This is a genomic window from Buchnera aphidicola (Rhopalosiphum maidis), from assembly GCF_003671935.1.
GTDB classification, from domain to species: Bacteria; Pseudomonadota; Gammaproteobacteria; order Enterobacterales; family Enterobacteriaceae; genus Buchnera; species Buchnera aphidicola_AL.
Window position 1 is genome coordinate 424,255 of sequence record NZ_CP032759.1, and the last position, 20,628, is coordinate 444,882.

20 protein-coding genes are annotated in these 20,628 nt (G+C 25.1%); 11 read left to right on the forward strand and 9 right to left on the reverse strand.

Annotated elements, in window-relative coordinates:
* Window position 1: 1 nt before the first annotated feature.
* A complete protein-coding gene (gene znuA / locus D8S97_RS02150) occupies window positions 2–940 on the reverse strand; it encodes a zinc ABC transporter substrate-binding protein ZnuA (protein ID WP_186821874.1) in 939 nt (312 codons plus the stop codon).
* Window positions 941–1,012: 72 nt separating this feature from the next.
* Between znuA and znuC the strand changes: the two genes are divergently transcribed.
* On the forward strand, window positions 1,013–1,729 hold the full coding sequence (znuC, locus tag D8S97_RS02155; protein WP_158361273.1) for a zinc ABC transporter ATP-binding protein ZnuC: 717 nt from the start codon (window positions 1,013–1,015) through the stop codon (window positions 1,727–1,729).
* Between the two features lie 21 nt (window positions 1,730–1,750).
* Window positions 1,751–2,536 (forward strand): zinc ABC transporter permease subunit ZnuB, encoded by a 786-nt coding sequence (gene znuB, locus D8S97_RS02160; protein WP_158361275.1) that lies wholly within the window; start codon window positions 1,751–1,753, stop codon window positions 2,534–2,536.
* Window positions 2,537–2,539: 3 nt separating this feature from the next.
* On the opposite strand, the gene aspS is transcribed toward znuB, so the two are convergent.
* From aspS to trxB, 3 genes are all read right to left on the reverse strand, one after another.
* The gene (aspS, locus tag D8S97_RS02165; RefSeq protein ID WP_158361277.1) at window positions 2,540–4,297 is read right to left on the reverse strand and encodes an aspartate--tRNA ligase; all 1,758 of its coding nucleotides are present in this window, start codon (window positions 4,295–4,297) and stop codon (window positions 2,540–2,542) included.
* Window positions 4,298–4,528: 231 nt separating this feature from the next.
* On the reverse strand, window positions 4,529–4,747 hold the full coding sequence (gene infA / locus D8S97_RS02170) for a translation initiation factor IF-1 (RefSeq protein WP_011053826.1): 219 nt from the start codon (window positions 4,745–4,747) through the stop codon (window positions 4,529–4,531).
* A gap of 122 nt (window positions 4,748–4,869) precedes the next feature.
* Complete coding sequence (gene trxB, locus D8S97_RS02175; protein WP_158361279.1) at window positions 4,870–5,829, reverse strand: thioredoxin-disulfide reductase; 960 nt, start codon at window positions 5,827–5,829, stop codon at window positions 4,870–4,872.
* A gap of 290 nt (window positions 5,830–6,119) precedes the next feature.
* Between trxB and serS the strand changes: the two genes are divergently transcribed.
* The 9 genes from serS to tpiA all read left to right on the forward strand — a co-directional run bounded on the left by serS (window position 6,120) and on the right by tpiA (window position 13,617).
* Window positions 6,120–7,403, forward strand: coding sequence for a serine--tRNA ligase (gene serS, locus D8S97_RS02180; RefSeq protein WP_158361281.1), 1,284 nt, complete (start codon window positions 6,120–6,122; stop codon window positions 7,401–7,403).
* Window positions 7,404–7,436: 33 nt separating this feature from the next.
* Window positions 7,437–8,522, forward strand: coding sequence for a phosphoserine transaminase (gene serC, locus D8S97_RS02185; protein ID WP_158361283.1), 1,086 nt, complete (start codon window positions 7,437–7,439; stop codon window positions 8,520–8,522).
* Between the two features lie 66 nt (window positions 8,523–8,588).
* Window positions 8,589–9,875, forward strand: a complete 1,287-nt coding sequence (gene aroA / locus D8S97_RS02190; protein ID WP_158361286.1) for a 3-phosphoshikimate 1-carboxyvinyltransferase — start codon at window positions 8,589–8,591, stop codon at window positions 9,873–9,875.
* 138 nt (window positions 9,876–10,013) lie between these two features.
* Window positions 10,014–10,160, forward strand: a complete 147-nt coding sequence (locus D8S97_RS02195) for a hypothetical protein (protein ID WP_261789599.1) — start codon at window positions 10,014–10,016, stop codon at window positions 10,158–10,160.
* 25 nt (window positions 10,161–10,185) lie between these two features.
* Entirely contained in the window at window positions 10,186–10,407 is a 222-nt protein-coding gene (locus D8S97_RS03205; protein WP_261789569.1) for a (d)CMP kinase, read from the forward strand.
* Between the two features lie 28 nt (window positions 10,408–10,435).
* Complete coding sequence (locus D8S97_RS03210; RefSeq protein WP_315968482.1) at window positions 10,436–10,639, forward strand: (d)CMP kinase; 204 nt, start codon at window positions 10,436–10,438, stop codon at window positions 10,637–10,639.
* Between the two features lie 76 nt (window positions 10,640–10,715).
* Window positions 10,716–12,395 carry a 30S ribosomal protein S1 gene (rpsA, locus tag D8S97_RS02205; RefSeq protein ID WP_158361288.1) on the forward strand — a complete coding sequence of 560 codons (1,680 nt, stop codon included), beginning with the start codon at window positions 10,716–10,718 and terminating at the stop codon, window positions 12,393–12,395.
* A gap of 76 nt (window positions 12,396–12,471) precedes the next feature.
* Window positions 12,472–12,756, forward strand: a complete 285-nt coding sequence (gene ihfB, locus D8S97_RS02210) for an integration host factor subunit beta (RefSeq protein WP_158361290.1) — start codon at window positions 12,472–12,474, stop codon at window positions 12,754–12,756.
* 96 nt (window positions 12,757–12,852) lie between these two features.
* The gene (gene tpiA / locus D8S97_RS02215; RefSeq protein WP_158361292.1) at window positions 12,853–13,617 is read left to right on the forward strand and encodes a triose-phosphate isomerase; all 765 of its coding nucleotides are present in this window, start codon (window positions 12,853–12,855) and stop codon (window positions 13,615–13,617) included.
* A gap of 6 nt (window positions 13,618–13,623) precedes the next feature.
* On the opposite strand, the gene D8S97_RS02220 is transcribed toward tpiA, so the two are convergent.
* The 5 genes from D8S97_RS02220 to D8S97_RS02240 all read right to left on the reverse strand — a co-directional run bounded on the left by D8S97_RS02220 (window position 13,624) and on the right by D8S97_RS02240 (window position 20,547).
* Window positions 13,624–14,415 carry an MIP/aquaporin family protein gene (locus tag D8S97_RS02220; protein ID WP_158361294.1) on the reverse strand — a complete coding sequence of 264 codons (792 nt, stop codon included), beginning with the start codon at window positions 14,413–14,415 and terminating at the stop codon, window positions 13,624–13,626.
* Window positions 14,416–14,500: 85 nt separating this feature from the next.
* Window positions 14,501–15,463 (reverse strand): 6-phosphofructokinase, encoded by a 963-nt coding sequence (pfkA, locus tag D8S97_RS02225; protein WP_158361296.1) that lies wholly within the window; start codon window positions 15,461–15,463, stop codon window positions 14,501–14,503.
* 276 nt (window positions 15,464–15,739) lie between these two features.
* Entirely contained in the window at window positions 15,740–16,444 is a 705-nt protein-coding gene (gene gpmA, locus D8S97_RS02230; RefSeq protein WP_158361298.1) for a 2,3-diphosphoglycerate-dependent phosphoglycerate mutase, read from the reverse strand.
* 129 nt (window positions 16,445–16,573) lie between these two features.
* On the reverse strand, window positions 16,574–17,764 hold the full coding sequence (sucB, locus tag D8S97_RS02235; RefSeq protein ID WP_158361300.1) for a dihydrolipoyllysine-residue succinyltransferase: 1,191 nt from the start codon (window positions 17,762–17,764) through the stop codon (window positions 16,574–16,576).
* Between the two features lie 11 nt (window positions 17,765–17,775).
* Window positions 17,776–20,547, reverse strand: coding sequence for a 2-oxoglutarate dehydrogenase E1 component (locus tag D8S97_RS02240; RefSeq protein WP_158361303.1), 2,772 nt, complete (start codon window positions 20,545–20,547; stop codon window positions 17,776–17,778).
* Window positions 20,548–20,628 lie beyond the last annotated feature (81 nt).

The following is a 20,628-nucleotide window of genomic DNA, read 5'->3' on the forward strand; positions in this document are numbered from 1 at the left end:
CTTAAATATTTTTTAAGCAGCTAATGTATTGGTTAGATAATTTTACAAGAAAATTTACATAGCTATTTTTCACTAATGGAATAGCTGTACCAAAAAGATCAAGACTTCCTTTTTGAATATTGTTTCCGCGTGTTATAACGTCAATAATATTTGAATGAAATTGTGGTTCTGTAAAAATACATCTTGCCTTTTTTTTTAATATTTGATTTCTAACCTCATACAAATACCGAATGCTTGTTTGTATTCCAGGATATTTTTTAAATCGTCCTAATGGATGAAGTCCATAAAAATTTTCAAAATATTTATAGGCATTATGAAAAGTAAAATATTTTTTTTCTTTTATAGATGATATGTTTTTTTTTATATCTTTATTTGTTTTTGATAAACATAACTTAAAATTTTTTAAATTTGCATCTAAAATATTTTTTTTTTGAGGAATTAATTTCAATAGCATATCATGTATAGCTATTGATGATTCTAATGCAATTTGAGGTGACAACCATATATGCATATCATACAATATATTATTAATTTCTTTTTTATTTTGTAAAGTATTTTTTTGTTTTTTTTTGTTTTTTTTTAAATTTATATCGTGTGTTAAAAGAAAATTAATTTTTTTTACTTTGCTTAACACAACGGTTTTTTTTTTAAAATAATTTACTGCTTTTTTTAAAAAAAAAGGTTCTATCTCATCTCCTATTAAAATTATAAAATCAGAATTTTTTATTTTAATTAAATCTAATGGACGAAAATAATAATTTTGTACTGTTGCTCCATTTGGTAGAATTACTTCTACTTTAGTTACTTTATCTGCAATCGCTGCTGCGATAAACCCTAAGGGTCTAAATACAGTTAATATAGTAGCATAACCATTGTTTGGTATTAATATTAATAACATTCCTAATATAGAAAAAAAAACCTTCTTTTTATTTTTTGACATAATATTTATATTCATCTTAAAAAAAATATTTTATAATAATTAATCTGCTATTTAAAACAGAATCTATTTAATATGTTAGAATTGATTATTTTAAAAAACGTTTATGTGAACTTCTCAAATCGTTCTATTTTATCGAATATATCTTTATCTCTAATTCCTAATCGTATTGTTACTTTAATAGGACCTAATGGAGCTGGAAAATCTACTTTAATACGTGTTATTTTAGGATTAATACAACCTAATTTAGGAAACGTTATTCGATCTCCTAAAGTGTCTGTTGGCTATGTACCTCAAAAATTACATCTTAATAATTTATTACCTATTACAGTAGAAAGGTTTATGAAACTATCAAAAAAGAAAAAAAACGTAAATATATTAAAAACATTAAAACGTGTAAAAGCAGAATCACTCCAGTATTCTCCATTGCAAAAATTATCTGGTGGAGAAATGCAACGTATTCTTTTAGCCAGAGCATTATTAAATAATCCAAATTTACTTGTTTTAGACGAGCCTATACAGGGAGTTGATGTAATGGGTCAATTAGATTTATATGAATTAATTAATCAAATTCGATCCCAAATCCAATGCTCTATTTTAATAGTTTCTCATGATTTAAATTTTGTTATGGCTAAAACAGATTATGTAATTTGTTTAAATAAACATATTTGTTGCTCTGGTACTCCCAAAACAGTTTTTAAAAATGCAGAGTTTACTTCTATATTTGGATCAAAACTTATAAAAGAATTGGCAATTTATAAGCATGATCATGATCATGTACATCAATATTAAAATTATAGAGTGTTTTTTATTATGTTTGAATTAATTTATCCAGGGTGGTTGGCTGGTATTTTATTATCTTTTGCAACAGGACCTTTAGGTTCATTTATTATTTGGCGTCGTATATCGTCTTTTGGTGATACGTTATCTCATTCTTCTATACTAGGATTAGCTATATCTATATTATTTAAAATCGATTCTTTTTATACAGTATTATTTTTTATGAGTTTTCTTGCTATTGTATTAGCATGGATTGAAAAGTTATTGTCAGTTTCATTGGAAACAATATTAAGTATAATATCGTATAGTTCATTATCTTTAGGAATGATTTTTATAAGTTTAATGTCTACTTCTCGTCATATAGATCTTAGCAATTATTTATTTGGTGATTTGTTAATTGTGACAAAATTTGATTTATTTATTATTTCTTTAGGAAGTTTGACTGTTTTAACCGTTTTATTTTTACGTTGGAATTCTATTTTGTTGCTGACAATTAATGAAGAATTAGCTCAAATAGATGGTGTTAACATTTTTTATGCGCGTTTGACTTTAATGTTAACTACGGCTTTAGCTATTTCTATTGCCATAAAATTTGTCGGCGTACTATTAATAACTTCATTGTTAATTATTCCTCCTGCAACTGCACAACTTTTTTCTGATTCTCCAGAAAAAATGATTATTATTTCAATAATAATAAGTATTATTTCAGTTACAGGTGGAATTTTTTTATCTTTTTTTTATAATACTCCAACTAGTCCATCCATTGTTTTATTTTCTTCCTGCGTTTACTTATTAAGTAATGTAAAAAAATTTTTATAAAAATTATTTATTTTTATTAAGATTGATACCTAATTCACTTAAAGTTGATTTTTTTGATTTACTAGGAGAGTTAGTCATTAAACAACTTGCCGAAGTTGTTTTCGGAAAAGCTATCACATCTTTAATATTATTAGTTTTTGTTAAAAGCATAACTATTCTATCTAATCCTAGAGCAATTCCTGCATGAGGAGGTGCACCATATTTTAGTGCTTCTATTAAAAAACCAAATTTTTCTATTTGAATTTTTTTTTCTATTCCAATGATATTAAATATTTTTTTCTGTATTTTACTATCATGAATACGCACTGAACCACCACCAATTTCATAACCATTAATTACTAAATCATAACTATCAGAAATAGCAAGATTGGGATTTTTTTTAAGTTTTTTTTGATTATTTTTTTTTAAAGCAGTAAATGGATGGTGATTGCAAGAAAATTTTCCATTATAATCTTCTTTAAACATAGGAAAGTCTACAATCCAAACAGGTTTCCAAGTATTTTTTTTGAAAAATGCAAAATCATCACCTAATTTTATGCGTAGCATTCCAAGAGATTTATTAACAATTTTTTCTTCGTCAGCTATTAAAAACAAGATATCTCCATTTTTTGCATTTGTTTTACGTAAAATATTTTCTAATGTGTTTTTATCTAAAATATTTTTCATTGAACTTTGGATATTTTCAAATCCATTTTCAATTGTATTTATTTTTATATAAAATAATTTTTTTGAACCAAATTTTTTTACATAATTAGAATATTCATCAATTTTTTTACGACTTATCTTATTACCTTGAAAAAAACATAATAAAGCTATTCTATTTTTTTTCTCTGCATTGATCTTAAAAAACGATGAAAATTTTTGTTCAATAAAAATATCAGTAACATCAATAATTTCCATCGGATTTCTTAAATCAGGTTTATCTGTTCCATAACGTTGTATAGCATCGTAAAAAGAAATTTTAGGAAATTTATTTAAATTGTAATCAATAATTTTAAGCCAAATTTTTTTTATTAATTTTTCTGCAAAATTTCTAATTTGAGAAGAGCTTACGAAGGCAGCTTCAATGTCAATTTGTGTAAATTCTGGTTGTCGATCTGCACGCAAATCTTCATCTCGAAAACATTTAACGATTTGATAATATTTATCAATACCAGAAATCATTAATAGTTGTTTAAACAATTGTGGTGATTGAGGTAGTGCATAAAATTTTCCTGGATAATTCCTACTGGGTACTAAATAGTCTCGAGCACCTTCTGGTGTAGATTTCGTAAGAAAAGGTGTTTCAATATCTAAGAAATTTTTTTTTGTCATAAAAATTCTTATTAAATAAGTAATTTTATTTCTTATTTTAAGATTTTCTAATAATTGAGAACGACGAAGATCTAAGTAACGATATTTCAATCGTATATCATCGTTGCTATTATTTGAATAATCTAGTGGTAATGCTTTTGAAATATTAAAAATATTTATTTTATTTACTAATATTTCTATTTCTCCGGTATCTAAGTTTTTATTTTTAGCACTTCTTTTTTTGACAATCCCTATCACTTGTATACAAGATTCGTTCTTTAAATCTAAAGCTTGTTTAAAAGCTTTATTATTTTTTTTTTCAAAAACAAGTTGCACAATACCCGTCCAATCTCGCATATCAATAAAAATAAATTGACTAAAATTTCTTATTTTATTTACCCAACCACACAAAACTATTGATCTATTTAAATCAATAATTCTAATGTTTCCACAATATTTAGTACGCATAAATTCTCTGCAAGATTTACTTGATTTTAAAAAAAATTTTTTATATCTCTAAAATATAAATTTTTTGTTTTAAAAAGTATAATTAGAAATTTTCAAAATAAAATAATTATCTTGAAATATTTTTTTTTTTGGAGTTATTTAAGAAATAAAGTAGATTGTTAAAATTTTTAAGTGATTTTTTTAGATTAATATTTTAAATTTCAATTGAATTTAAAAAATAAATAAAAATATTTAACGACTTCTAAAAATAATTCTTCCCTTTGTTAAATCATATGGTGTTAGCTCAATAGTAACTTTATCTCCTGTTAGGATTCTAATATAATTTTTTCTCATTTTTCCTGAAATATGTGCTGTGATAACATGTTTATTTTCTAATTCAACACGAAACATCGTGTTTGGTAATGTATCAATAACAATTCCTTGCATTTCAATGTTATCTTCTTTAGTCATATTTTTCTCTAGTTATGTTTACTTTTAAAATTTTATTGAAATATTTAGCATTTTTTATTATATCTGATACTAGTCATTTTGACTAGTATGTTTTTATTATTCTATAGATTAAAAGGAAAAAATTAAGATAATGAATTAAGATAACGTTCACTATCTAATGCAGCCATACAGCCACTTGAAGATGATGTAATAGCTTGTCTATATACGTGATCAATTACATCACCTGCTGCAAATATACCCGGTATGCTTGTTTGTGTATAGTTTCCATGAGTTCCTTTTTGTACTTTAATGTATCCATCTTTCATTTCTAATTGATTAGAAAATATATCTGTATTTGGTGTATAACCAATTGCAACAAATAATCCAGAAATTATAATTTTTACTTTTTTATTTTCTTTTAAACTGTTGTTTTGAATAAATAAATGGGTAACGCCTTGATTATTTCCTAAAATTTCTTTTATAGTAGAATTTAAATATAAAATAACTTTTTTAGTTTTCACAATTTTTAGTAATCTATCAATTAGAATTTTTTCAGCTTTAAAACTAGATCTACGATGAATTAAGTGAACTTTTTCTACAAAATTTGATAAATATAATGTTTCTTCTATAGCTGTATTACCACCTCCTACTACTGCAACTTCTTTGTTTTTATAAAAAAAACCGTCACATACAGCACAAGTAGAAACACCTTTTCCTAAAAATTTGTTTTCTGAACTTAATCCTAAGTAACGAGGATTTGCACCTGTAGCAATAATAACTGAATCGCATGTATATTTATTTTGTTCTCCTAATAAAAAGAATGGTTTTTTTTTAAATTCTACTGAAACAATATTATCATATATAATTTCTGTTTTAAATTTTAGTGAATGTTCATGCATGCGATTCATTAATTCAGGACCAGTAATTTTCTTAAAATCCCCTGGCCAATTTTCAATTTCATTGGTATTCATTAATTGACCGCCTTTACTTGTTCCAGTAATCAACAAAGGATTTAAATTAGCTCTAGAGCTATATATAGAAGCAGTATATCCTGCTGGTCCTGAACCTAAAATAATTATTTTTTTATGATTTATTAATTTCATACTCTATTTCCTTAAAATTTTTTGAAAATGTATTTATAATACTAGTTAGAGAGATGAATCTATTGAAAAATTTTTTATAAAAAAAATAATATAATTGCTTCTTTTTAAGAAACTTCAATAATAACTATTTTCTAAATTTATCTTATAATTTATAATTTATGCATATTATATATAAATAAATTTTATTTTTTATATTTTTAACTATAAATCAGATATAATTTGTATTGTTTTAACAATGTAGATTATTTTTAGATAATTCTAATTCTCAATTATAAAGACTTAAAAAAATTATGTTAAATCCTTATTTATTACGCAATCAAATACATTCGATAGCAGAAAAATTACTAAAAAAAAATTTTGAATTGAATATATCACTCATATCTTCTATGGAAGAAAAAAGAAAAAAATTGCAAATTAAAACAGAAAATTTGCAATATAAGCACAATAGCTTATCAGTGTTATTTAAAAAACAAAAAAATTTTCAAGAAGTAGACGAAAATTTAAAAAGAAAACTTATAGAATCAAGTAAAAATTTATCTTCTTTAAAAATTAAACTTAACCTATTAAAAGAAAAAATTCATAATTTTTCTATATCTATACCTAATATTCCTTCTGACGATGTTCCAAAAGGATGTTCATCAGAGAATAATAAAGTAATAAAATATTGGGGTAAAAAAAAAGAATATAATTTTGCTATTCAAGATCATGTAGAGATAGGAAAAAAACTAAATGAATTGGATTGGAAATCTTCTGCAAAAATATCAGGTTCAAGATTTGTTTTAATGAAAGGAAATATTGCTCTTTTACATCGTGCATTAAGTCAATTTATGTTAGATTTACATACTGTAAAACATGGATATATAGAAACGTATGTACCTTATTTAGTGAATCATGATGCACTTTACGGAACAGGGCAATTACCAAAATTTAGTGATGATTTATTTCATATTAATTCTATTGATAAAAAAAAATATATATTAATCCCTACAGCTGAAGTACCATTAACTAATTTATTTCGAAACGAAATACTAGATGAAGAAAAGTTACCTGTTATGTTAACAGCTCATACTCCTTGTTTTCGATCTGAAGCTTCTTCTTATGGACGTGATAGCAAGGGATTAATTCGATTACATCAATTTGATAAAGTAGAACTAGTTCAAATTGTACAACCTGAGTTTTCTATGAACTCTTTAGAATTATTAACTAATCATGCAGAAAAAGTTCTACAACTTTTGGATTTACCGTATAGAAAAGTTCTTTTATGTGGAGGAGAAATGGGTTTTTCTGCAACTAAAACATACGATTTAGAAGTCTGGTTCCCCTCTCAGAAAAAATATAGAGAAATTTCTTCTTGTTCTAATATGAGTGATTTTCAAGCTCGTCGCATGAAAACTCGTTATAGGAAAAAAAGTGAGAAACAAAATAATTTTGTTCATACATTAAACGGATCAGGTTTAGCAATTGGTAGAACATTGGCTGCTATATTAGAAAATTATCAAGATAAAGATGGTCGAGTTAAAATTCCAAAAATCTTGCAAAAAAAATATATGAAAGGTATAGAATATATAAATTAATTAGATATATCAAAAATGATTATTGGTGAAAAAATGAATTTGATTTATAATTTTAGTGCTGGACCTGCCATGATTCCAAAAGATGTTCTTCATCAAGCAAAAAATGAATTACAAAATTGGAATCAAATGGGTTGTTCTGTTATGGAAATTAGTCACCGTAGTAAAGAATTTATTCAAATAGCATTAGAAGCAGAACAAGATTTAAAAGATTTATTGAATGTATCAAATTCTTATGAAATATTATTTTGTCAAGGCGGTGCTCGAGGTCAGTTTGCTGCTGTTCCGATGAATTTATTAGGTAATTTTAAAGAAACAGATTATATTAATAGTGGATATTGGTCAAATTGTGCGTTGATAGAAGCTAAAAAATATTGTATTCCTAAAAATATATTAGTTAAAAAGACAAAAAATGGGAAAATTTTTCTTTTAAAACCTTCTCAATGGAACATAAGCAATAATTCTGCATATATTCATTATTGTCCTAATGAAACTATAGATGGAATGTCAATTTATGAGGAACCAAATTTTAAAAATAAAATAGTAGTTGGGGATTTTTCATCGTTTATTTTGTCTCGTAAAATTAATATTGAAAATTATGGTTTAATTTATGCAGGTGCTCAAAAAAATATAGGTCCTTCAGGTATTACAATTATTCTTATTAGAAAAGATTTAATAGGATATGCTGCTAAGATATCTCCCTCTATTTTAAATTATCACACAATGTCAAAATATAATTCTATGTTTAATACACCACCTACATTTTCTTGGTATTTATCAGGATTAGTGTTTAAATGGTTAAAAAAACAAGGTGGAATAAAAAAAATTGAAAAGTTAAATCAAAAAAAATCAAATCTATTATATCAAATAATAGATAATAGTGATTTTTATATTAATAATATAGACAGAAGAAATCGATCGCAAATGAATGTTGTATTTCATTTATATAATTCTAAATTAAATGAAGATTTTTTAAGAGAAGCAAAAGATGTAGGTTTAAACTCTTTGAAAGGGCACAGTGCAATTGGAGGTATGCGTGCTTCTATTTATAATGCTATGCCATTAGAAGGCGTTCAAGCTTTAGCAGAATTTATGTTATATTTTGAAAAAAAATATGGATAAAATATTTTTTATTCTCTCAAGAGATAAATTGAAAATTTTATTTTTTAATTAGAGTGTATTTTTATTATGCAAAAACTTTTGAAGTTAAAACCAGTTTCTTATGTTAACGGAACTATTCATTTACCTGGTTCAAAAAGTATATCGAATAGAGTTTTATTATTGTCTGCTATGGCTAATGGAATTACTTGTTTAGAAAATTTGTTAGATAGTCAAGATACTCAATATATGTTAACTGCTCTAAAAACAATTGGAATTAAATATTATTTATCAAATAACAATACATGTTGTCATATACATGGTATCGGAAAAGCATTTTATTCACCTCATTTCATTTCATTATTTTTAGGAAATGCGGGGACAGCTATGCGGCCACTTCTTGCTGCTCTATCTTTGAATGCAAATAATGCTGTCTTAAGTGGAGATGATAGGATGCATGAAAGACCAATTAAACATCTTGTTGATGCGTTAAAGCAAGGTGGAGCAATCCTTGAATATCAAAAAAGTATAGGATATCCTCCTATTTTAATCAAAGGTGGATTTGTAGGTGGACCTATTACATTAAATGGAAGTATTTCTAGTCAATTTTTAACATCATTATTAATGATCGCTCCATTAGCAATAAAAAATACTAGCATATTTATTAAAGGAAATTTAGTTTCTAAACCTTATATTGATATTACGTTAAATCTAATGAAAGCTTTTGGAGTGAATATTACAAATGATTCTTACAAATCTTTTTACATAACGGGAAATCAACAGTACCAATCACCAGGAAATTATTTAATTGAAGGAGACGCATCTTCAGCATCATATTTTTTGGCAGCTGCTGCAATTAAAGGAGGTTCAGTAAAAGTTACTGGAGTTGGTAAAAAAAGTATTCAAGGTGATATAGAATTTGCTCATGTACTTGAAAAAATGGGAGCTATTATTGATTGGGGCGACTCTTTTATTGTTTGTACACGTAATAAATTAGAAAAAATAAACTTAGATATGAATCATATTCCTGATGCAGCGATGACTATTGCAATAGTAGCTCTTTTTGCCAAAGGAACTTCAATTATTAAAAATATATATAACTGGCGTGTTAAAGAAACTGATCGATTATTTGCAATGAGTAAAGAATTGAAAAAAATAGGTGCAATAGTCAAAGAAGGAAAAGACTTTTTATCTGTTACTCCTCCCGATATCTTTAAATTTGCAGAAATTGACACATATAATGATCACCGTATAGCTATGTGTTTTTCTTTAATATGTTTATCTGGAATAAGTGTTAGTATACTTAATCCAAATTGTATTTCTAAAACTTTCCCATCTTATTTTAAAGATTTTTTAAAAATTAGTAAATTTGATTAACGTTTAAAATTATAGATAATTATATGTATTTTAATTGAAGTTTTTTTTAATTTTTTGAAAAAAATATGAAAAATAAAACTCCTCTTATTTGTAATTAATAGACGCAGTGGTGTAAGTAAAAGTTCTTTATTTAAAATCATAGCTCAAAAATTAAATTGGTCTCTTTTAGAATCTAGTAAAATATATCGATTGATAGTATTTTTTATATTAAATATTCCTATTTTAGAAGAAAAAATCATTCCTTTTTTAAAAAATTTAGATTTTTTTTCAAAAAAAAAGAGTTAATAAATTTAAAAAAAATCTTCAAAAAGTGAGTAAAATTGTTTCTCAATTAACAATTTTTTTTAAAGTTAAAAACATTTTGCTTTATCAACAAAAATATTTTCGTTGTTCTCCTGGATTAATAAAAGAGGAACGAAATGTGGGTACAGTAATTTTCCCTAATGCTATAATAAAATTTTTCTTAGACGCAAATTTCGAACATCATGTTTATAGAAGAAAATCACAACTAAAAAAACAGATGTTATATTGATTTTAAAAAATTATCAAAACAAATAAAAATTCGTGATGAACGTGATCAAAATCGATCAATTTCTCCTTTATACCCATCAGAAAATGCTATAATATTATATTCAACAAAAATAAGTTTTGAAAAAGTTGTTAAAACTTTAACAAAGCATATTGTTAAAAAAACAAATATATATTTTAAAAATAAATATAGATTTTTATTCGTAAAAATTGCACTCTTTAATATGGACTATTAAAAGATATATAAAACAAGCTCATTTCAACACGAAGTTAAAATGAACATTTAATAAAAGTTTTTTAAATATTATTAATATGAATGAATCTTTTGCTCAACTATTTGAAGAATCACTAAAAGAGATTAAAACTCGTCCAGGATCAATTATTCGAGGTATTGTTGTTTCTATAGAAAAAGAAACAGTGCTTGTTGATGCAGGTCTTAAATCTGAATCAGCAATTCCAGCTGAACAATTTAAAAATGCTCAAGGATTTTTAGATGTAAAAGTTGGAGATCAAATTGATGTTGCTTTAGATGCCATTGAAGACGGATTTGGAGAAACACTTTTATCTCGAGAAAAAGCAAAACGACATGAAGCATGGTTAATATTAGAACAAGCTCATGAAAAATCAGAAACTGTTATTGGTATTATTAATGGCAAGGTAAAGGGTGGATTCACTGTAGAACTAAATGATATACGTGCTTTTTTACCAGGTTCTTTAGTTGATGTTCGTCCTGTTAGAGATACTATTCATCTTGAAGGTAAAGAATTAGAATTTAAGGTAATAAAATTAGATCAAAAAAGGAATAATGTTGTTGTTTCACGACGTGCTGTAATTGAATCTGAAAATAGTGCTGAAAGAGATCAATTATTAGAAAATTTACAAGAAGGTATAGAAATTAAAGGAATTGTTAAAAATTTAACAGATTATGGAGCTTTTGTAGATTTAGGTGGTGTAGATGGATTGTTGCATATTACTGACATGGCATGGAAAAGAGTTAAACATCCGAGTGAGATAGTTAATGTTGGTGATGAAATCAATGTTAAAATTTTAAAATTTGATAGAGAAAGAACACGCGTTTCTTTAGGATTAAAACAATTAGGTGAAGATCCATGGATAGCTATTTCTCATCGTTATCCGGAAGGAATTAAATTAAGCGGTCGTGTGACAAACTTAACAGATTATGGTTGTTTTGTAGAAATTGAAGAAGGTGTAGAAGGTCTCGTTCATGTATCTGAAATGGATTGGACAAATAAAAACATCCATCCTTCTAAAGTAGTTTCAGTTAATAATATAGTAGATGTTATAGTTTTAGATATTGATGAAGAACGTCGTCGTATTTCCCTTGGTTTAAAACAATGTAAAGTAAATCCTTGGCAAGAATTTTCTGAAACTCACAAAAAGGGAGTTCAGGTTGCTGGAAAAATAAAATCTATTACAGATTTTGGTATTTTTATTGGTTTAAAAGGTGGTATTGATGGGTTAGTGCATTTATCTGATATTTCTTGGAAAATGTCAGGTGAAGAAGCAGTTAAAAAATATAAAAAAGGTGATGAAATATCAGCTGTAGTTTTGCAAGTAGATGCTGAACGAGAACGTATTTCATTAGGAATTAAACAATTAGAAGAAGATCCTTTTAATGTATATGTTTCAAATCATAAAAAAGGAACTATAATTACTGGAACAGTAAAATCTTTTGATAAAAAAACTATTATAATAAAATTATCAGAAGGAATAGAGGGAAATATAAAATTTTCTGAATCTTCTCGTATTAATTACGAAGAAATAATAAAAAAGTTAAAAATTGATGATACTATTTTAGTAAAATTATCTAATTTTGATCGAAAAAATAGAATTATTAATCTCACTTTTCATATTGTAGATGAAAATGATAGTAAAAAAGATCTAAAAAATAAAATAAATATAAAATCAAACGATGAATCCTTTTCTAATGTAATGACTGAAGCTTTTAAAGCAGCTCAAAATACTGAATAATTATTTGCAAAAGAAAATATATTTTTTATAATTTTTTTAAAATTTTTTGTAAAAATATATTAATTATAGAGGATTTATGACAAAGTCAGAACTATTCGAAAGAATTGCTGAACAAAAAGCTCATATTTCAAATAAAATAATAGAACATGCTGTAAAAGAAATGCTAGAATATATGTCAATTTCGTTATCTAAAGGGAAACGAATTGAAATTCGAGGGTTTGGTAGTTTTTCTTTGCATTATAGATCTTCTCGTATAGGTCGAAATCCTAAAACTGGTAAAAAAATTAAGTTAAATGAAAAATATGTACCTTATTTTAAACCAGGAAAACAACTACGAGATCGAGCTAATTTATATAAATAGTATATTTTCATACTTCAGTAATAGAAACTAAGTTTATATATAATTTTTTATAAAAGGCTTAGTTTCTATAAAATTAAAAAAATTGAGTACATTAATATGAAAAAAAATATTATTGCAGCTAATTGGAAGTTAAATGGTAGTATAAAAACTATTTCTTATTTTTTAACTTCTTTAAAATCAAAAATTTCATCTTTTTCAAAAAAAAGTGCAATTGTCATTGCACCTCCCACCGTATTTTTAGAAAGAGTATATAAAGAGATAAATAATACAAATGTTTATCTTGGTGCACAAAATATAGATATGAATTTAACAGGTGCATTTACTGGTGAAAATTCTGCTTTAATGATGAAAGATGTCGGTGTTAAATACATTATTCTTGGTCATTCTGAAAGACGTTTATTTCATAATGAAAATAACGAAATAATTTCAAAAAAATTTTGTTTAATAAAAAACTTAAACTTAATTCCTATTTTATGTATAGGCGAAACTGAAATAGAAAAAAAATCTAATAAGACTGAAAATATTTTAAAAAAACAATTAAATTTTATATTAAATTCTTTCGGAAAAAAAGCATTTAGAAATACAGTAATTGCATATGAACCTATTTGGGCTATAGGTACAGGTATTTCAGCAGACCCTAAAAGTGTACAATTGATACATAAATTTATAAAAAATCATATAAAAAAATATGATACTATTAGTGCAGAAAATTTGATTGTGCTATATGGAGGTTCAGTTAATGCATTAAATGCAGAAGATTTTCTGAAACAACCTGATATTAATGGGCTATTGATTGGCAGCGCATCTTTAAAATGTGAAGAGTTTTTAAAAATTATAAAAATATCAGATAATGTTTTATAAAAAAAATTATTTTTTTATAATAAAATTTATATATATCCATCCTCCTAAATTTATACCTAGAATAGGAGCTATTGTAGGTATTAAAAAATATGGGAAAATCATGTTATCACCACCTGTAAATGCTAATTTACCCCATCCAATTAAACTTAAAAATATTCTAGGACCTAAATCTCGAGCTGGATTTAAAGTAACATTATTATGCGCACCTAAAAATAAGTTGATTGTTGTAACTAGTACCCCTATTAAAAAAGGATTTATAAAATTATAAGATGAAAATAAATTTTTTTTTTCATTTATTTTCATAAGTATAATAATAAAAAAAATTCCAATAGATACTTCTAATATAAAATCGTGAATAAAATTATAATTTTCTTTGGGGAAAACACAAAAAATTGAAGCTAATTCAAGACTTTTTTTTGTTCCTCGTACAATATTATATTTCAACTCAAACGAGTTTAATAGATTATGATAAATAAGATAAATTAAAATGGTAAAGAAAAAAGTACCAGTTATCTGAGATATAATGTATGGTATTACCTTTTTTTTATTAAATTGAGAAGATAACCAAAGAAAAATAGTAACAGCTGGATTTAAATGTGCTCCAGATGTTGAAAAACTAAAATAAACTGATATGAATACTCCTAGTCCCCAAATAAAACTAATTTCATAATTATTGAAATGAAAATTTGTTAATTTTGATGTAGCAGAAAAACTAATTCCTAAAAATACTATTAAACCTGTTCCTAAAAATTCAACACAACACTGTTTTAATGTTTTTTTTTTACTACAAAGATTCATTTTTTTTGATACCTATATAATTTTATTTATTTAAAAATAAAATTAAAAATTTTAGAGCGCCGGAAAAACCGGCACTAATTTTGCATTAGTATAGCTTCTTAGCTGTAATTAACCAATCTTTTTTAAAAACACGTTTCATATTTTTTAGTGCATTCGTTATATCATTAAATACCATTTTTTCATTTTGCACTCCGACACATTTTCCTTTGTAACCTTCTATTAGTAATTCTACTGCATATGCCCCCATTCTTGATGCTAGTATTCGATCGTATACTACTGGTGAGCCTCCTCTTTGGATATGTCCTAAAATAGTAGCTCTTGTTTCTCTATTTGTTTTTTTTTCAATATATTTAGCTAATTTTTCTACATCACAAATATATTCTGTTATTGCAACTATTGCGTGTTTCTTACCTTTTTCAATTCCTGCTTGTATTTCAAAAACTAATTCTTCTTTTTTATAATTAATTTCTGGAAGAACAATAAATTCGCAACCACCAGCAATTGCAGCAGCTAGTGTTAAATCGCCGCAGTATCTCCCCATAACTTCTACAATAGAAATTCTTTGGTGAGAAGAAGAAGTATCTCTTAATCTATCAATTGCTTCAACAACTGTTTCTAAAGCTGTAAAGTAACCTATTGTATAATCAGTACCCGCTACATCATTATCTATAGTTCCTGGAATACTAATGCATGGAACTCCCATTTTTGTTAATTTTTGAGCTCCTATATAAGACCCATCTCCCCCGATTACAACAAGAGCATCAATATTTCTTTTATTTAAATTATTTATTGCAACAGTTCGTATTTCATTTTTACAGAAATCAGGAAATCTAGCAGATCCTAAAAATGTTCCACCTCTGTTAATCATATCAGAAACACTATATCTATCTAATTGTGTCATACGATTTTCGTATAAACCTAAATATCCATCATAAATACCGAATACTTCTAATTTTTCACTCAATGCTGTTCTTACTACTCCCCTAATTGCAGCATTCATACCAGGAGCATCTCCACCACTAGTTAATACTCCAATCTTTTTAATCATAAAAATCCCATTTTTTTAACTACTGTAAAAATTTGTTTTTTCCTATTATTTATTATTGATAAACATTTTTAGAATAATTGTATTTTTTAATGTAAAGAAAAATATATTTTTATATATAATTGTGCATGTTGAATACTAAAATTATTAAATGTTAAAAAGGTTAAAAAACTTTTTAAAAAAATCGATTTTATTTTTTTGAAAAAAAGATTTTATCTTTAATTAAATTAGAAACAATTTTATATATATATGAATTTTTGATAGAAAAAATATTTTATTTTAAATACTTTGTTTTAAGTAATACCATTTCATAGGAATACACTCTTTGTTGAATTCTAAAACAATTGGCATTGCAGTAGGAATCTCTAATTCTAAAATTTTTTTATTATCTATTTTATTTATAAATTGAATTAATGCACGTAAAGAATTTCCATGTGCTACAACAAGAACTTTTTGTCTTTTTTTTATTTGAGGTAAAATAAATTCATTCCAATAAGGAATTACTCTTTTTGCTGTCAATTCTAAGCTTTCACCTAATGGAATCGTATTAGTATCTATACTTGCATAACGTATATCATTTCCAGGAAATCGTTTATCTTTTAATGTAATTTGAGGAGGTATAATATCAAAACTGCGTCTCCATAAATTGACTTGTTTTTCGCCATATTTTTGAATCATTTCATCTTTATTTAATCCCTCTAATGCACCATAATGTCTTTCATTTAATCTCCAGGACTTTTTTACAGGTAACCAAGATTGATTCAATGTGTCTAAAATATATCCCAAGGTATGTATGGCTCTTTTTAGCATAGAAGTATGTGCATAATCAAAAAAAAATTTTTCTTTTTTTAATAATAATCCTGCTTTTTTAGCTTCATTTTTTCCATTTTGACTTAATTCTATATCGTGCCATCCGGTAAATCTATTTAAGTTGTTCCATTGACTTTGACCGTGTCGAATTAAGATTAATTTATTATTTTTCATATTTTATCTTCTATTTTTTTTATAATATACATGTACAATTATTTTATTAAAAATTAATTTTTTATAAATATAAAAGTACAGTTTATAATAAGAAATTACTGTACTTTTAAGATTAATTAAAAAATAAATTTATACATTAATTAAAATACGATTAAAATCTTCTAATATATCTTTTATAGTTACTAAAAAACTAACAGATTCTTTTCCGTCTATTAGTCTATGATCATAAGATAGTGCTAAATACATCATGGGAAGAATTTTTACCTTTCCGTTTATAGCCATAGGACGCTCTTTGATAAGATGCATCCCTAATATTGCGGTTTGAGGTGGATTAATAATAGGAGTAGACATTAAAGAACCAAAAACACCACCATTAGTTATGGTAAAGTTTCCCCCAACTAATTCTTCTAATTTTATTTTATTTTCTGTGCTTTTAATAGAAAATTCTTTTATTTTTTTTTCTATGTCGGCCATACTCATCTTATCTGCATTTCTTAAAACTGGCGTTATTACTCCTCTGGGAGTAGAGATAGCAATACTAATATCAAAATTTTTATAATAAACAATATCGTCTTTATCAATAGATGCGTTTACTTCTGGAAAAATTTTTAAGGCTTCTACTGCTGCTTTTACAAAAAAAGGCATAAATCCAATACGAACACCGTGTTTTTTTTCAAAAGATTCGCCATATTTTTTACGTAAAAATATTATTGATTGCATGTTTACTTCATTAAAAGTCGTCAGCATCGCTGTATTATTTTTAGTTTCTAATAATCTTTCAGCAATTTTTTGACGTAATCGTGTCATTTTTATTCTATTTTCAATGTTTTTATTTTCTTTTTCATTAAAAAAAGATTTTTTCTTTAATTGTTCCTGGTTTTTTTTTTCAATATTTTTTTGATTTTTTACATAATATAATTGATTAAATATTTCTTTATTTTTATTAATTTTTACTAAACGTCTTATAGAAGGTGTTAAATTATATAATTTTTCTTTAAAAGGAATATTAAAACTTCTATTTTGTATAAAAGATTGTTTGTTTTCTATTGATTTTAGTTCTTTTTTACTTTCAATATTTGTAGATTTAATGATATTTCCTAATATTTGGTTTGATTTAACAATTGCACCTTCTTTTTCTAAAATTTTATCTAATATTCCATTACACGGAGATGAAACTTCCAGCATGACTTTATCTGTTTCGATATCTACTATATTATCTTCAGAAGAAATTTTTTCTCCTATTTTTTTATACCATTTTACAACTACTGCATCGTTAACAGATTCAGGAAGATCAGGAACAAGAATATTTATTCTATTCATTTTATATCCTTCTATTTTATTTTAAAATTTAATGCATGATTTATTATTTTTTCTTGTTCTTTTCTATGGATTGAAATATGACCAGCTGCAGGTGATGCAGCAGATGAACGACCAACGTAATTTAAATCAGAATTTTTTGGTAAAAGAGTACGTAGAAAATTATTAATATAAAACCATGCTCCTTGATTTTTTGGTTCTTCTTGACACCAAATAAAATCTTGTACGTAAAAATAATTTTTTAATATTTTTAATATTTCATCTTTTGGAAATGGATATAATTGTTCAATTCGAATTAATGCAATATTATTAATGTTATATTCACTACGACGTTCTAAAAGATCGTAATATATTTTGCCAGAGCAAAAAATTAAACGTTTTACTTCGTTTTGTTTTCTATTTTTTTCGTTTATTACATTTTTAAAATTTTTATTTATTAAATCTTCTAAAGAAGATCTTGCCATAGTATTTCGTAAAAGTGATTTAGGAGTTAAAACAATCAATGGTTTACAAATATTGTTAAATATTTGACGTCTTAATAAATGAAATATTTGCGAAGACGTAGTAGGTATGCATATTTGTATATTATTTTCAGCACATAGTTGAAGAAATCTTTCAAGTCTAGCAGAAGAATGTTCAGGTCCTTGTCCTTCATATCCATGAGGTAAAAAAAGAACTAAGTTGGATTTTTGATTCCATTTTTGTTCACTCGCACTAATAAATTGATCTATTACTACTTGAGCACCGTTAGCAAAATCTCCAAATTGTGCTTCCCAAATAGTTAAATTATTCGATGGAAATAGTGAATATCCATATTCAAAAGCTAAAACGGCTTCTTCTGATAATACAGAATCCCAAATTTCAAATTTTCCTTGATTTTTTTCTATATTTTGCAAAGGAACGTAAATAGAACCATTCTTTTGATCATGAATAAAAGCATGACGATGAAAAAAAGTTCCTCTACTTATGTCTTCTCCTGAAAGACGACATGAAATACCTTCTTTAAGGATTGTTGCATAAGCTAGCAATTCAGCTGTACCCCAATCAAATGATTTCTGTCCTTCAGACATATTTATTCTTTCTTGATAAATTTTTTTAACTCTATCATGTACTTTAACTGAATTAGGAATAGTATTAATAGAATATAATAAATTTTTAACATTTAAAAAATTTAACTTTGTGTTTTCTTTTTGTTTTTTTACAAAAAATTTTTCATTTTGATTCTGAAAAGTTATATTTTTCTTTTTTGAAAAAACATTTTCTCCTTGTATCAGTTTAGCTGTATATTCGTTTATTATTTTTTTAACATCGTCAGATGTAATTAATTTTTCCGAAATTAATAAGTCAGAATATATTTTACTTGTAGTAGGATGATTCCGAATTTTTTTATACATAATAGGTTGTGTTACAGAAGGATCATCGACTTCATTATGTCCATTTCGTCTATAACAAACTAAATCTACAAAAACATCTTTTTTAAACTTTTTTTTAAATTTTAAAGCTAATTGAATCGCAAAAATAGAAGCTTCTATATCATCAGAATTGACATGAAACACAGGTGCTTGAATTATTTTAGCAATGTCAGTACAATGTTTACTAGAACGAAGATTTTTAGGATTAGATGTAGTAAATCCAATTTGATTATTAATAACTATATGAACAGTGCCACCAACTTTATAAGCTTCTGTTTGAGACATATTTAATGTTTCTTGAATTACACCTTGTCCAATAATAGAAGCATCACCATGTATATTAATAGATAAAACTTTGTTTTCAGAAATTTTTAATTGATCTATAGATGATCGTGCTATACCTAAAACAACTGGATTAATTATTTCTAAATGAGATGGATTATATGCTAATTTTAAATGTATTTTTTCTTTTTCATTTTGTATTTCAGCAACTCCACCCATATGATATTTTACATCTCCACTAAAATTTTTTGGTATATTAACTCCAGAAAATTCATCAAATAGTACCTTCGGATTTTTGTTTAATACATTTATTAATACATTTAATCTACCTCTGTGAGCCATTCCTAAAACAATTTCAGATATATTATTTTTTTTTGAATATCGAATTATTTCGTGCAGAATACTAATTAATGTCTCTGCTCCTTCTAAAGAAAATCGTTTTGTACCAGAAAATTTTTTTCCTAGGTATTTTTCAAAAGTTTCTCCATAAAGAATTTCTTTTAAAAATCTTATTCTTTCTTTTTTTGAAAACAAATTTTCTTTAAAAAATAATTCTATATGTTTTGTAATCCATTTTTTTTCAAATGAACTTTCAATATACATATATTCAAATCCAATAGAATTACAATATTTTTTATTTAATTCTTTATACAAATCTATAATTTTTATTTCATATCGAGAAGAATTCTTAAAATCAACTTTTACAGTTGTTTCTAATTCATTTTCATTGAAATTGTAAAAAGAAGATTCTAAATATTTATATTCTTTTCTTTTATTTAATTCAATAGGATTGATTAAAGATTTTTTATGACCTTTTTTTCGAAAAATATCAATAATATAATTAATTTTTTTTTCTAATATTTCTTGTTGGTAAATTTTGTTTTTTTGAAAAAAATTACTTTTATCATTGAATTTTTCTTCTTTTAAAATATCTTTTCCTTCTTTAAATAAATTTTTAAATTGATCATGCCACGTAGTATTAACAGATTTTGGATTTATTAAATAATTTTTATACATATTTTCAATATAGTTCTGATTACTACTAGATAACCAGGAGGAATTAAATAATCTTTCTAGTGTATTTTTTTTCATGTTTTTTATTAAACTTTTTATGTAGAAATTTTAAAAACAGTTAAAAATTTTATTGTATTTTTATAATTCACTTTTTTTCAA